Source organism: Chryseobacterium sp. HMWF035 (genome assembly GCF_003094695.1).
Taxonomy (GTDB): domain Bacteria; phylum Bacteroidota; class Bacteroidia; order Flavobacteriales; family Weeksellaceae; genus Chryseobacterium; species Chryseobacterium gambrini.
On sequence record NZ_QEHP01000138.1, the window covers coordinates 1 to 14,584 of the forward strand.

9 protein-coding genes and 1 pseudogene are annotated in these 14,584 nt (G+C 35.3%); 9 read left to right on the plus strand and 1 reads right to left on the minus strand.

The window, feature by feature from the left end:
* The 6 genes and pseudogenes from DD829_RS23960 to DD829_RS20550 form a co-directional block, all read left to right on the plus strand.
* Nucleotides 1-1,488: pseudogene (locus DD829_RS23960) on the plus strand (hypothetical protein); the annotation flags it as partial.
* A gap of 24 nt (nucleotides 1,489-1,512) precedes the next feature.
* Entirely contained in the window at nucleotides 1,513-1,890 is a 378-nt protein-coding gene (locus DD829_RS20530) for a hypothetical protein (RefSeq protein WP_108408727.1), read from the plus strand.
* Nucleotides 1,868-3,646, plus strand: coding sequence for a hypothetical protein (locus DD829_RS20535; protein WP_108408728.1), 1,779 nt, complete (start codon nucleotides 1,868-1,870; stop codon nucleotides 3,644-3,646). The genes DD829_RS20530 and DD829_RS20535 overlap by 23 nt, the downstream gene beginning before the upstream one ends.
* Nucleotides 3,647-3,657: 11 nt before the next feature.
* Complete coding sequence (locus DD829_RS20540; protein WP_123906950.1) at nucleotides 3,658-4,353, plus strand: HNH endonuclease; 696 nt, start codon at nucleotides 3,658-3,660, stop codon at nucleotides 4,351-4,353.
* Nucleotides 4,354-4,357: 4 nt separating this feature from the next.
* The gene (locus DD829_RS20545) at nucleotides 4,358-4,759 is read left to right on the plus strand and encodes an SMI1/KNR4 family protein (protein WP_108408730.1); all 402 of its coding nucleotides are present in this window, start codon (nucleotides 4,358-4,360) and stop codon (nucleotides 4,757-4,759) included.
* Nucleotides 4,760-4,886: 127 nt separating this feature from the next.
* Nucleotides 4,887-5,669 (plus strand): hypothetical protein, encoded by a 783-nt coding sequence (locus DD829_RS20550; RefSeq protein WP_116548114.1) that lies wholly within the window; start codon nucleotides 4,887-4,889, stop codon nucleotides 5,667-5,669.
* Nucleotides 5,670-5,831: 162 nt separating this feature from the next.
* On the opposite strand, the gene DD829_RS20555 is transcribed toward DD829_RS20550, so the two are convergent.
* On the minus strand, nucleotides 5,832-7,040 hold the full coding sequence (locus tag DD829_RS20555; protein WP_116548115.1) for a site-specific integrase: 1,209 nt from the start codon (nucleotides 7,038-7,040) through the stop codon (nucleotides 5,832-5,834).
* A gap of 959 nt (nucleotides 7,041-7,999) precedes the next feature.
* Here DD829_RS20555 and DD829_RS20560 point away from each other — a divergent pair.
* The 3 genes from DD829_RS20560 to DD829_RS20570 are packed head-to-tail and all read left to right on the plus strand — an operon-like array spanning nucleotide 8,000 to nucleotide 14,533.
* On the plus strand, nucleotides 8,000-9,514 hold the full coding sequence (locus DD829_RS20560; protein ID WP_108410061.1) for a retron St85 family RNA-directed DNA polymerase: 1,515 nt from the start codon (nucleotides 8,000-8,002) through the stop codon (nucleotides 9,512-9,514).
* A gap of 45 nt (nucleotides 9,515-9,559) precedes the next feature.
* Nucleotides 9,560-12,892: a WGR domain-containing protein gene (locus DD829_RS20565; RefSeq protein WP_108410060.1), complete on the plus strand. Its 3,333-nt coding sequence runs from the start codon at nucleotides 9,560-9,562 to the stop codon at nucleotides 12,890-12,892.
* Between the two features lie 3 nt (nucleotides 12,893-12,895).
* The gene (locus DD829_RS20570) at nucleotides 12,896-14,533 is read left to right on the plus strand and encodes a hypothetical protein (RefSeq protein WP_108410059.1); all 1,638 of its coding nucleotides are present in this window, start codon (nucleotides 12,896-12,898) and stop codon (nucleotides 14,531-14,533) included.
* Nucleotides 14,534-14,584: the final 51 nt, after the last annotated feature.

A 14,584-nucleotide genomic window follows, 5' to 3' on the forward strand; every position in this document is an offset into this window, starting at 1 on the left:
GCTACAAAAGTTACAGGAGCTGTAAACGTTGGGGTTGGAGCAGGAACACGCATGAACCCGGTAAGTCATGTCTATATTTGCGGAGTAGAAACAGGTGGGAATGTTAACATGCCATTAAATAATGTTGAAAAAGCCATTACTATTTCTTCTTTATTTTGGGATATCAGAGGGATTAGTGGTTCTTTAGTTGCGGATGTAGTGCTTACTCAAGAAGCTAAAAACGCTTGGCTGCAAAAAACCTTCAATAAAATTATTGAGGCTTACCAAACTGAATTAGCTAAATATGAACAGGCTTTGGCAGATGCAAAAGCAATGGGTGTAGAAATTAAGGGTTCTAATCCTGGGTTCTACAGAAAAATAGAAAATACCATTTTAAGAAGAAACTGTATTTCTTATATGCTGGAGCAGAATCCTAACGTAGATCTTACATTCGGTAGAGGGAAGTATTACAACAACGGCTATTCTTCCGGAGATGAAACCTTCCTGAATACAGATATCAAAGTAGACGGAAAGCTCGATCAGTACGCTGCCTTTGCAAAATTCATGGAGCAGGCATTCGAATGGGAAATCATGAGTTACTATTTCTATCCTTACTACTGGGGCGAAAGAAAATCCTGGGCAGACCTGTATCAGTTTGATGATAATGATCCTGTTTTCAGAGCGTTTATGCAGTCCGGTATGGCAAGAGTTATTGTGACGGTACGTCCGGGCTTCGAAGAAGCGGTAAGACACTTCCTTGCGACAGGACAAATCTGGAACGGAGGAGAAGTTCCTGTAATTGATGATCCTTTATTCTTATCCATCGTGGATGAAATGAGATCTCCGAAAGCAACCAAAGAAGGAGAACCGTGGAGAGAAAGAATTCCGACATCGCTTACCATTCTTCAGGCAGATTCTATCGGCTTGAGAGTAGAAAAAGCATTGCCATGCAATTGTGAGCCGGGAGTGAAGTTTGATGATAATCTGGGCGAAATGTGTGCTACAAATTTTGAATTGAACCAAAATCAAATCGGGCAATCCGGAGATAAATGGATGGAAATTAGTTTTCAGGGAGGATTGAATAACGGTTTTGATACAATCCAACAAATGAACGGGCTGTTCCCAAGAAAGTATGAATGCTTAGGAAATGTAATTGATATTGACAGAGATGCCTCTTGGTCAGGCACCCAATCACCGGAAATAATTATTAAAACATTGGCAGATGAAATTTCCCAAATTGAAGGAGTGGAAGCGCGTTCTACCGGAAACAACGGGATTACTTTCAAAATCAATGTGAGTAAAATTAAAACGTTCTCATTCCGTAAACCGGGAACAGATGATGAACACGAATTATTAAAATTCTCTGTGGATCTGGAAAATAAATATCTGAAGATTGCCTCTCCTGAGTACAACAAATACGGCTACGAAAGAATTTTGGATAAAGACGGACAAGTCATCCCTTCCGCTGAATATATGGACAAAGTTCCTTTGAGTAAATTCTTGGTGTAATCTGAATCTTTAAAATTTTTAGAAATGAGCCGGGTAAAAACCGAGTCTATTTGGCAGCACGATAAAGTGCTGCCTTATATCCTCACGCGTCTTAAAGACAAGATTAACGAGATAACTGCTGTAGAAAAGATTTTACTTTTCGGAAGCAGAGGAAGGCTTCCTTTGGAACGCTGGAAGGAACTGGAAGGAAAAGACTGGGACATATTGGTACAAGCACAATGCAAATTGAAAAATGCAAGGGTTCTGTTAGATGAAGAGTATCATCTGGATCTTTTGGTGTTGGATGAAAGCCAAACCAAAAAATTTATCGAAAATATGGCCACCAAAGAACTATTTCCTACCAACGAATTAGAATCTCTAACAACTAAAAATAAAAAGAATGGGGACATATATAGAGAATGAAAGACCTTCATTTGATACTATTTCAAAAGCAAAATGGAAGGAATTAGGAATTTCTCAGCCAAACAATGGATTTGCATTTAAGCAGTATTCCACCCAAGAAATGGCAGATCAATTTTTTGGAGGTAAGCCTGTTATCAAATCAGGGAATTATGAAGTTTATACGGACGAAACCGATCCTATAAAAGAAGAAGTATTGGAAGAGGTAGTAGTATATCAAAGCTTTACCGAAATTTTCGGAGATATTAAAGTAAAGCTTTTTGTAAGTAAAGACGGAATATTTCTTTTAGAAAGATTTCAGGAACTTACCGAACCAGAAGGTAAAACAATTGTTTTATTTTTAGAGGTGGATGATGATTACAATCTTCATACCGTGATGCACATAAGAGCAGGACAGGATTTGACGGATCCTTCTAAAGTTCCTTTTGCAGATATTCTGAATTTTGTAAGAAAGCATAGCGTTACTATTTCACCAACTGATATGAAGGAGCTTTTAGAAAAAGGGGTCATTGCCAATAAAAAAACATTTTGGACATGGTTGCTCAAAATTGTGAAAGCTCCTATTACCGATGTTTTTGATTTTTTTGGAGATAAATTTACAGAGATGCTGTATGATGGGGCGGCAAATTTTTTCGGAGAAACAGTAACAAAAGCTATAGAAAGTATCAAAGTAGAAGAAACCGGGTGGAATCCGAATCCCAAAAAAGGAGAGTTTAATCCTGTGCTTATTCCTCAAGCAATGTGGAATGAAATGAAACCCTTCTATGAACATAAAGCTTCTACAAGTCCTCCGAAAAATTATGATGATGGACAAAAGGTAGTAAGTAAAGCTATTAATGGACTTTTTGATTTGTTGGATGATAAGAAAAAACCAATACTAAGAATAGTAGCAGGAGCTAAACCTTATCTTCCAAAATCTATTTATAACGTGGTGAGTAGTGAGCTTATTGCATTTTTTGATAAAGTTGATGATCTCAAAAAACTTCTTAAGGACTCCATACCAAGATTGCAAACTATTATCTACAGGAGTTTTACTTCAGCAAATGCTTATTTATGTGGGATTTATAACAGTCTGGTAGATGTAGTAGCTGGAATTTTCAGCATTATTGGCTTTTTCTTTAGAGCAAAAGGATTAGTTGAAAAAATAAAAAGTGACCCTATGCTTTATGCGGAATATTTTCTAGAAATCGTAGAGGGTGTGGTAGAAGGAATCAGAAAATTTGACGTAGTCGATTTCTTGTTTCAGTCCATCACTTTTCAGGCAAAGCTTGCTTATAAATTGTATCTATGGATTAAAGAAAAGTCTTCTAACATTGATTTTACCATAGAAGAAGTATTTTACTATTTTGGGTATATCGTGGGACTGATTATTGATATTGTGGTGGAAACGCTCCTTACAGGCGGTGTTGCAGACGTAGTAAAGCTAGTAGAAGGAGTAGCCGATTTTATGAAAAATCCGTTGCGTAATTTGGTAGAATCCATCGGGAAAGTAGTAAAAACTACGGGAGATGTTATGGTAATGGGATTGGAATTTATCCGCTTCATCATCAAAAAGCTGAAAGAAGGATCAAAAGCTCTGTTTGAACAACTGGGTCGCTGGATGGAGGATATCTTCAGTCTTGGTGAGAAAGTGAAAAACTTTGTGAAAGATATTTACGAAGAGTTCTTTAGTCCAAAAATGCGGGAGTACCTAGAAAAGCTGGGGTTGCAGCCTACCAAGCTGGAGAAAGGTGTATTTAGTATGTGTCCAATCTCTTAAATGCAAATGATATGGGAAATATGAAAAAATGCCTTAAATTTGCTACAGAGCTAAAAGACGGCGAAAAAGTATGCTCTATTCTAAGGAATGATGTAAAAATTGCAGAAGGCATTCCTGAAAAAGATTTAGAAAAATACATTGAAAATCTTGAAAAGGAAGCAAAGAAGGTAGGCAAAACATTGGACGATCATTTAGATGAGTTGGCAGATGTTACAAAGATAGATGATGCAATTAAGGAACTGGATATTGAAATTAAAGTTCCTAAAAATAGACTAAGTGCTGAAGCCAGTCTTAGAAGGATGGAAAGTGTTGTAAATGACCTCAAAAATGGGTCTAAACGATTTAATCCTGAAAAGAAAAAGCTTAAGGAACTGGGTATTACATTAAAAAGATCTAAGAAAGGACTTAGTGTAGATTTTGAAGGAACACGATATTTGTATCAGACTACCGGAAAACAAAAAAATATTGTTAAAATAAAATTGACAGGAGTTGACGGGAGTGATTTTAAATTGGCAAACAAGTTAGCAGGTTTGAAGAAAAAGCCTACAGGCTATACTTGGCATCATTTAGACGATTATGACCCAATAACTGGAACTTGTACTGTACAGTTGGTTGATTCAGAAATACACGTTGCATCTCTTCCTCATTATGGAGGAGTGAAAGTGTTAGAAGAATTTTTAAATTTTAAATATTTATCAAGACCTTAAAAATATGAAAACAGAAATTACAGATGCTGAAAATAGCATTACACTAGCAGATATTCAACAAATTGAAAGTCAATTCAATTTTACAATGCCTGAAAACCTTAAAAAATTGTATTTAAAGTATAATGGAGGTGTAATAGGAGACGGTTATTATGAAATTAATAGTATTAAGTATGGAAAAGTTAAAATAGAAGATACTATTGATAGTTTACAAATAACCGAGCAACATATACCAAAAGAATATTTGCCTTTTGCCAATACAGGAGTTGGTCACATAGTATGTATTTATGTAGGAAGTGGTAGTAAAAATGGACATATCTATCTTTTCCGTCATGATGAAATGGAGCCAATTTTTTACAACAATACTTTAGAGGAATTTTTAGAAGTAAGTTCTATTGATGATTTATAATCTTAACGGCAATTGAAAAGTTGCCGTATTTTTATTTTATATTTGTGAAGAAAGGATGCATGAAATAGGGTTCTACAATGAAATTGAACTTTTGTTTCAAGTAAAACTATCCAAAAATTAGTCAATTATGAATATGAAAAAGTATTTACTAGTCTTGCTTACAATTTGTTTTAATCTGATATGTGCCCAAGAGAAGGATACTGTATACGAAAAAACTTTTAAAGCAGAAGGTTTAAACCCAAATATTCAAAAAACTATAAAGGAAAAGAAAAAAATTTCTTGGCATTTTAATACCCATTACCGTTACAAATGGGATTCATATCGGATGCATTATTTTATGTCCAAGAAAATAACGGCACATGACAGTTGTGATATTGCGTTCTATACAAATGGTAATAGTTGTATTTATTTTGCACCTAATTGCCATGCAGATAAAAGTACACGTGTTTATCAATTCAGTGATGAAATTCCATATGTTTTTCTTCAAAATAAAAGTAATTCGGAAATTAAGAAATTATCAGACTTAAATTATTATAGTTACAGCGATAGTTCATCAAAACAATTTCATGATAAAAAACGTCAGAAGAAAGATTATAAGGATTTAGAATTAAAATTAATTGAAACCAAAAATTATGATAAATATACACTTTATAGATATAAGATTATCCATGATAAGTACTCTAAATATATTGAATTAGAAATTTCAAAGGATAATATTTCTTTTCCAAATGAAATATTGTATGCGTTAGATATCGTTTTCTTTAGGAAGAATGTTACCTTTAGTAAAGGTGTTTTGAAAAAGTATTCAAAGTTTACAGAAGATAATATTTTGGATGAAACCTATGAGCTAGTAAAAAAAAATATTGAAAATGTGACTGTTAATGTAGACAATGGACATATGAATCCATAATATTTAAATAAAGAGAGATAGTGTCGATTTTAATATGTAATAGTTCCCGAGTATTCAACTTCCCTTATTTTCCTTCTAAAATTTTGTAAAGAAGCATAAAAACTAACCTTGCTTTTTGAGTGTAGTTAGTGTTTAATTTGAACATTTTAAAATTTTAACTCTCTAAAAATCAATCACCGCATCCAACGCATCATCAACATCCTTGCTTATAAAGTTGGCCTGATAATTTACTGTGGTTGTAATAGAGGAGTGTCGGTATAACTTCTGAAGCATCTGTACAGAAATTTTATCACCTGAAATATTTCCAAACGTATGTCTTGAGATATGCATCGTAATATTTTTGTTAATTTTTGCCAGCTTTGCAATCCGTTTCAAATATTTGTTCAGCGTTTTATTGGCATTTCTGATGACAGCCAACACCGCTTTAGAATCTTTTTCATCAACTCCTTTCAGTTCAGGGAAGACATGGCCGTCATTAAGAGACTTATAAGGTTCATAATACGAAAGAATAGTCAAAACCTTATCGGGAATCTTTAAAGAAACCACTTTTTGGTTCTTATTCATTTGGTATCGCAATCTTCCGTCCTGAACATCTTTCCATTTCATTTCCAAAACATCTGCAACTCTTATTCCAGCAAGATAAAAACTCAGCAGCCATACATTCCGTGTATGCCATTCCTTAGAGCTAGGATCTAATTCCAATTGTTCAATTGCCAACACCTCTTCTTGAGTTAAGCCAATTTTAATGGACTCAGGAAACTTTATTTGAATCTTATCTTTACCAAAAGGATAGTTCTTATTATCAATGATTCCTTCTTTGATCGCTGAGTTGTAAATCGTTCTGATAACAATCAAATGATTCACAATAGTCCGGTCACAAATTTCTCTTTCTGCTTTTAGATACGATTGAAAGCCCTTAAGCAGAGGAACGTCGATCTGCTCAATCGGAAATTTTTTACACTTTAAAAATTCTTTAAAATGTGCTACTCTTGGTTTCTCAGCAGATAACTGATTATATTTTTCCAATCTTTCCAAATTTTTTAGATAATCTTCAGCAATAGTGAAGAAGTCGTTTCCTTTATTGATGATCCTTTTTCGGATTGCTTTTACCGAAACATTCTTATCCGAAGCGTCCATCTCAATCAGTTTTCCTCCAGCTTCTGTAATTCTTTTCGTAATAAGATTATTAAGACGCACTGCGTTAGGGTGAGACTTTCGTACTTTTTTGTTTTTCTCGTCCCAATGTTCTTTCTCAATATAATAACCAAGAGCAACAAAGGAAGATTTTCGTTCTTTGGTAATCCTGATGTAGATAGGATATTGCCCCTGTTTATTGGGTTTCTTTCTTAAAATAGCAGTAATAGATGACATATAAAATAAAAAATTAGAAGTAACCCACCTGCAAAAAAAGCATTCAAGAACTTTGAAGAAACAAAGAATATATAGGAATTATAAAATTTGAAGAATGCTCCAAAGAAATTTTAAATCAGATTAAAATATTAATCAGTATTATTAAAAAATCAAAAAAATGCCTATGTTTGCAGCATAGCTCACTTGTCGTTTAGCAAAGCTAAGTTAGCTATAAAAAGGAGGAAAGGCAAATGAACCCTGCGGAAAATTCGAGGAATTTCCAAAAATATGGGTACAACATAGGTACAACAAATGGCGGTATAACTTGGTTTATCTTGGTCTATAATGAATAGCTAAAATGCGGGAAACTCCCCATTTTAGGGTATAATAGACCAAATTAAACCAAAAGCAATAGGACTTAAAATCCTGTGCCTCTTTTGGCGTGCGGGTTCAAGTCCCGCCTGGGGTACTAAAACCCTCTGTAATTAATTTTACGGAGGGTTTTTATTTTTTATCAGTTTTATTCTTAAAACTTTAAATAATACATGAAATTGATTTTCTGTGATTCTGAAAATTATTTTTCATTTTCTAAAAAATAACTTGCTATTCTTCAATTTTTTATTTCATTACGCTTAAAATGCAATCAAAGATTTCTAGGGAAAATAAAATTTTGCAGATAAAATTTGGTGAAACTGTAATTTTTAATATATTTGAAAAAGATAGATCCTTGCTTTTCTTTTTTTAAGAAATGATGATGTTTCGTCATCACTGTAAAATTGCTTAGCTTACGGCACTACATACTATCTTTAATGGGGAAAATGGTACTAGTGGGTACCTTTTCAGTTCATTTTCCGGGAAAATAAAGGTACCCACTAGTACCATTTTCTGGGAGTTGATAGATATAGTCCTTGGAAAATACGAAGGTTTATCCAAACAAGCCCTATAAACGATAGGGCTTTTTATTTATAAAAAACACAACCATGTCACAAAACTTGAGCAGGCAACAAATTTATGACCGTATAAAAGCTTCTTCCAAAGACAGCTATATTTTAGAAGAAATGAAAAGGCTTGGGTTCTGGCAGGAAACTTCTACGCCCTCCTTGCCTGAGCAGCTTATCCAAAAAGAGGTCGTTTTACAAAAAGAACTGCAGGAACTACTTGCGAAAGACCGAAAATATGGCAATCAGGAAGCTATGCTTCGCGAAATGCGTAAAAAGCGGATGCAGGAAGCAAAAGCTAAAAGGGAAGTAACCAAGCAGAAAAACGAAAAAAAACGTCAGGAAAAATCTGATCGCTGGAAAGAATTACAGCAGGAGCAGATTATCTATCTGGGTGAAAATGTTTCCAAAGGGCTTCATCAAATGCAGTCTCATACAGAAAAACTGCATCAGTTTTCACTTCCTGTTTTCGAAAATATATTAGATTTTAGTCATAAGTCGGGATTTAGTCTTTCTCAGATCAGATATCTTGCTTTTAACAGAAACGTTTCTCAAAAATCGCATTATCATACGTTTGAAATTTCAAAAAAATCGGGAGGAAAAAGAAAAATATCTGCTCCCAAAACAAATTTGAAATTATTTCAGCAATGGATTTTAGAAAATATTTTAAATAAAATACCGGTAGGTGATGTTGTTCATGGCTTCACAGCTAAAAAATCCATAGTTACCAATGCGCAGCCCCATCTTGGGAAAGATATTGTGATTAATATTGATCTGAAGGATTTTTTTCCTTCTATATGCTATAAAAGGGTAAAAGGGCTGTTTTCAAAATTCGGATATTCGGAACAGCTGTCAACTGTCTTTGCATTAGTCTGTACGCAGGCTCATGCGGAAGAGGTTTTGCTGGATGGGGTTAAGTATTTTGTTCAGAAAGGAGAGCGGTTTCTACCACAAGGATCTCCTGCAAGCCCCGCCATAAGTAATATTATCGCCTACAAATTGGATAAAAGATTAGATGTACTCGCTAAAAAATTCGGATTTACATATACACGTTACGCGGACGATCTTACCTTTTCTGCTGATCAGGATTCAGAACAGAATATTAATAAGCTTTTGTACTTTGTAAAACAGATTATTGAAGATGAAAATTTTACAATTCATCCGGATAAGCTTCATGTAATGAGAAATAAGTATCAGCAAAAAGTAACAGGAATTGTAGTTAATGAAAAGCTGAATGTAGAACGTACAAAGCTTAGAAAATTCAGGGCTCTTCTGCATAATATTGAAATCAATGGATGGCAAAACCAAACGTGGGGGAAAGCGTATCATCTTATCAATGCTATTGAAGGATATATTAATTTCGTTAATATGGTAAATCCCGCCAAAGCATCAGTTTTTAAAGAAAAATTAAAAACAATTGTAGCAAAACACGGGATTCCTTTTGTTGAAACCCAAAAAGTGATCCCGGAAGTTATAGAACTGGCTGAAGTTTTAGAACCGGAACAAGATGGAGTTACATCAAAAGAGGAAAAAACAGATTGGTGGAATATCTTCTAATCTGAGCCAAACACATAAATATCAACATCTTAATTTATAAGATAGATGAAAATCATTAAACAGACCAAACTTTTTTTCCACGAAGGAAAATCAGATAAAGTTTACGAAATAGACCTTTGTGAAGTAAATCCCGATGCATTCATCGTCAATTTCCGTTACGGAAGACGCGGTGCTGCATTAAAGGAAGGCAGCAAAACGCCCACTTTTGTTTCCAGAGAAAAAGCAGAAAATATTTTTGACCAGCTCGAAAAAGAAAAAAGAAATAAAGGCTATCAGTCTGAAATCGAAGTTTTTGTAGAGCTTCCTTCATTGGATGCACTGAATATGAATTCCGCAGAAGGTGTTATTTTAAAACGTCTGGAAGATGCGACACAAGGAATTAATTCTTTTAAAACCGAATGGAAAACTTCCCGGGTTATCTGGAAAGCTGCTCAGATGAAAATCAACGAAGCCGTTCCTTATATATTAAAACTGGCAACAAAAGGCAGTGAAATGCAATTGTATGCTGCTGTTTTTGCCATCAGAACCTTAAAAATTACTCAGGCTTCGGAACTTCTTTACAGTATTGCGCGCAGTTCCAGACACAAAAAGTACATCAGAAATGTTGCTTTTGATGCGCTTTTAGCAATAAGTGACACTTCCGGCTTGGAAAAAATTGTTTCAGAATTACTGGAGAGTCTGCCCTCTGAAATAAAAGATTTTATTGATCAGGGAAATTATGATGGTTTAAAACAGTATTATTTCGGGAAATTTAAGAAGAAAGAGAAAACGGACGAGTTGGTTTATCTTTATCTTTTATCAAAAGCGTATCCTTCTTTGGTTCGGATGATGGAAGAAATAATATGGAAAATTCCTTTCGCGTCACCGTATTTCAGAAATATTCGTGCAATTTACAAATTAGCCCGTTTTCGGGATGATGCCCAGATTTTAGGAATGCTTTCCTATTTATTTGAAAAAAAATCTCCGATGTTCAAAAGAACAGCCAGTCTGGATAAAGAAGCATGGAATCAGAACCAGTACTTTTACCAGATCGGAACTTCTGTGAATGTAAGAAAAGAGCTTTCCGGAGAAGAAAGCAGAATTGCATTTTCAAATTTCACCAAGCTTTATTTTCAGAAAAACAGTTTTTATTATTTAAAAGAACTGGGAGAGCAGAACAAAGGAAAAGAATATCTGAGATTTGCTGTTAATGCGCTTATCCAATATACCGATGACAGTTATATTCCGGCTCGCAAAAGCCCTTTAAGTCATTATGGAACTTATAATTGGAAGGAACGAAGATATTATTATACCGTTGTAGAATCTCCGGAATGTTACCGTTCTCCACTTCTTACAATCATACTTTTCGGAAGAGATAAGAATCGCAAAATGGATTCAAATCTTGAATTCTACATAAAAAAAGAACAATTCTGGAGTACAGAATACTATTATCAGGCAAATAAAATCAACAAAGTGGAGCAGGAAAATTCAGCAACATCTGAAACTGCTTCAGATAACAAACAATCGGGATCTTTACATCAGATAATCAATACATTTAAAAATATTTTTGGCTCAAATAAAGAAAAGCCGACACCTTCTCCTCAAAAACAGGAAGAATCTGTTATAAAATCTGAGGAAAACCAGGAAAGACTGGAGCTTTATCCTGAATTTTGGGATGAAATGCCCGAAGCTTACCTGCAGCTTCTGATGCAGGCAAAAATGGATCTGGTAATGAAATTTGCATACGAAAACGTTTCTGTTCACTCTAAATACAGAGATTTGCTGCAAAAAATAGATCCTGAAATGATGGTCTCGCTGCTTAATAAATCCTCTGAATATCCTCAGAAGTTAGGACTTGAAGTGCTATCTGAAAAACAGGAGGAGCTGAAAAGAAACGAAAGTTTTGTCGCAAAACTGTTGGTGTGCGAGACCGAAGAAGCAAGAAATTGGGCAAAAACAGCAATCGATAATAATACAGGATATTTTCTGGCTTCCACAGATTTTATGATGCATTTAATCATGAATTCACGAAAAGAATCTAATGAATTTATCAATAATCTGCTTCAGAGTGCATCTTTATCCGAAGAAAGGCAGAAAACACTGCTTGGAAAAGTAATTATAGAGCTGCTTTCTATGGAAAATAGCGATAACAATAATGCTGTCGCGGAATCTGCAACGAAAAAGCTTAAAATAACCACTTTGGATAATTTTTCCGAGATCAGTTGGGAAATTGTTGCCCAGTTATTGACTTCTCCTCTAAACAACAACAGGTTTTTGGCAAGTGAAATCCTACTTTCGAAGTCTGAAAAATATTCTGTAACGGAAATTCCTGTTTCAATTATTGAGCTCTTGCAGAATAACACCAACGAATCCATCAGACAAAACGGGATCAGTCTTTTAGAACAGTATCCGAAAGAAGAAATCACAAGAAACTGGCAGGGAATTCTCCCCCTGCTTTCTTCTGAATATAAAGAAGTTGTGGAATGTATTTTTTCACAAAACGACCGACTGGATTCTCAGTCTGAAGCTCAGATGCAGACTTTTGAAAAGCTGTTTGATCTTCTGATGAAAGAACAGAGATTTGAAAATTCTCATCAGTTGTTTAGAGAGTATCTGGAAAAAACAGCATCAATATATATTAATGAAATTCCGGTAAAATGGATTCTCAGATTACTGTTTGCAGACAGCGTGAAAAATCAGCTTTTTAGCTTCGAACTTCTTAAAAAGGTAGAAGACAATACTAAATTCACCTTAAAACAAGTCATTGCTCTTGCCAATCATGAATTTTTAGCCGTAAGACAATGGGCTTGGAATTTTTATAAAAAGAATGTTGAAAGAATAAAATCCGACCGTAATCATGCGCTTGGCATTTTGGATGCAAAGTGGGACGACAGCCGCGAATTTGCCTTTCATTTCTTCAGCACTGAATTTACAGACGAAGACTGGGATACAGACTGCTTGGTAGGAATTGCAGATTCTGTACGTTCTGATGTGGAAAATTTTGGTAAAAACCTTATCATGAAATTTTTCAGAAAAGAACACGGATTGGAGTACCTTACAAAACTCAGTCAGCATCCAAGCCAGAATATGCAGCTTTTTGTAACCTCTTATCTTCAAGAATATGCAAGTGATAAACCGGAAAAGCTTAAAGAGTTGGAGTTTTACTTCCGATCTGTGCTTTCAAGGGTTAATAAATCCCGTACAGCCAAAAACAGGATTTTGGATTTTCTGGAAAAAGAAGGGCGAAAGAATAAGGAATCTGCCGAAATCGTAAGCAAAATTCTGGACGATTTGTCGGCAACCAGTGCTGTTCAGGATAAAGCAAAATGTATTGACATCATTTCCGAACTGAAAATGATTTATCCTCAGCTTAATGTTCATCTTCAATTAATTTCTTAAGCCATGTTATTCGATTATAAATTTCATAAAGATACTGCCGTTACCAATTCCGCAACGAGCACACAAATGAGTTTTTCGCCGGATCTGCAGAGAGATCCCACATTTTTTGTAGGAAAGCTGAATAAAAAGATCCCTTTTCGGGAAGCCATCTCTGCACTGCATGATGTGGTGGTTTCTGATCTTCGTTTTAAACCGAAAGACAGGGCAGAATACAAAGAATGGGTTACCGAGCAGGAAAAGCTCTGGCTGAGTGATTATATGGCTGAATTTCAGGTGGAAGAGATCCGGAAGAGAATGGCAGAGGTAAGAGGAGAACTGGATTTGGTATATAAAGAAAAGAACAGGGTTTTAGGACCTTTCAATACAGCCAAAAAAGCTTATTTTGATTATCTGTACCAAAAAGATAAAGATGCTTGGTTTGTTCTGGATCCTGTCATCACGGTTCATCCCGATGAAGTTTTCTTTGAATGTTTCAGCCAGGACGAATCCACTTACGGAAAATTAAGCAGCAGCTATAATGTTTTCACAGAGATCCGCGAGTTTAAATGCGGAACTACAAATATAGATTACTCGGCTGCGCTTTATAATGAATTCCAAAAAATAAGAGATTATAAGGATACGGAATTTAAAATTGATCCTTCAGGTTTTGAGGCACTTACCACCAATGAAGAGATGTACAAAGAAGAGAAGATAGATTTGCCGGATTCCTGGGTCAGAGGATTTTTACAGGTAAGTTCAGCCATGACTTTACCCGCGACGATTTTTGATCTTCATCCGATGGATATTTTCAGTATCTGTCAGTTTTTAAGAAGATTTAAAGAAAAAAAAGGACCGAGAGCATTGCGTTTTATCCTTGAACCCGGAAAACCTGTTCAGGCGGTTTTCGAACCGTGGTACGAAACTCTAACATTTCACCGTTCGGTTTATACGGGATCAGAAAGTAAAACCATCAGGATTTGGGGAAGAAGAAGATTGCTGATTCTGGAAAGACTAATCCCGATTGCTAAAAATTTCAGAGTGGTCTTATTAGGAAACGGATTGCCCTCGTTTTATATTGCAGATTTGGGAGACATTGCTTTCACTCTGGGACTTTCAGGATGGACGACAAATGACTGGAGCAGAGCCGGAAATTTTGATCTTATGGCTCCCAGAGGAAATGTGGATCTGCTTACTCAGGAAAAAGTTTTTAATACATTAAAAGAAACCTGGTTTGGAACTCCCGCCGAACTTTCAAAAAAATTAAATCTCGATACGGCAACAATTTCTTCTTCACTGACATCTTATACACAGGCAGGAAGAGTGATTTATGATCTTAATCTCGGCTTATACAGGGTTCGTGAGCTCACTCAGGAGCCTTTGGATATGAAACAGTTGCGGTTCTCCAGTCCGCAGGAAGAAAGAGCTAACCAACTGATCGCAGAAGATAAAGTAAAAATAAATTACAGCGCTGAAAATGATATTCTTAAAATTCAGGGAACCATTCAGGAAAGCTATGTAACCTATCAGGCGGAAGCTTTTATTGATAAAGACCAGCGACTGACCGACGGAAACTGCCAGTGCGGTTTTTACAGGGCAAACGGATTGAGACAGGGACCCTGCGAACATATTCTGGCTTCAAGAATGATGATTAACAGAAAATAATAGAGCATAATATTTTTTAAGAATTTGATAAAGGAGGATTTTTTATTTTTA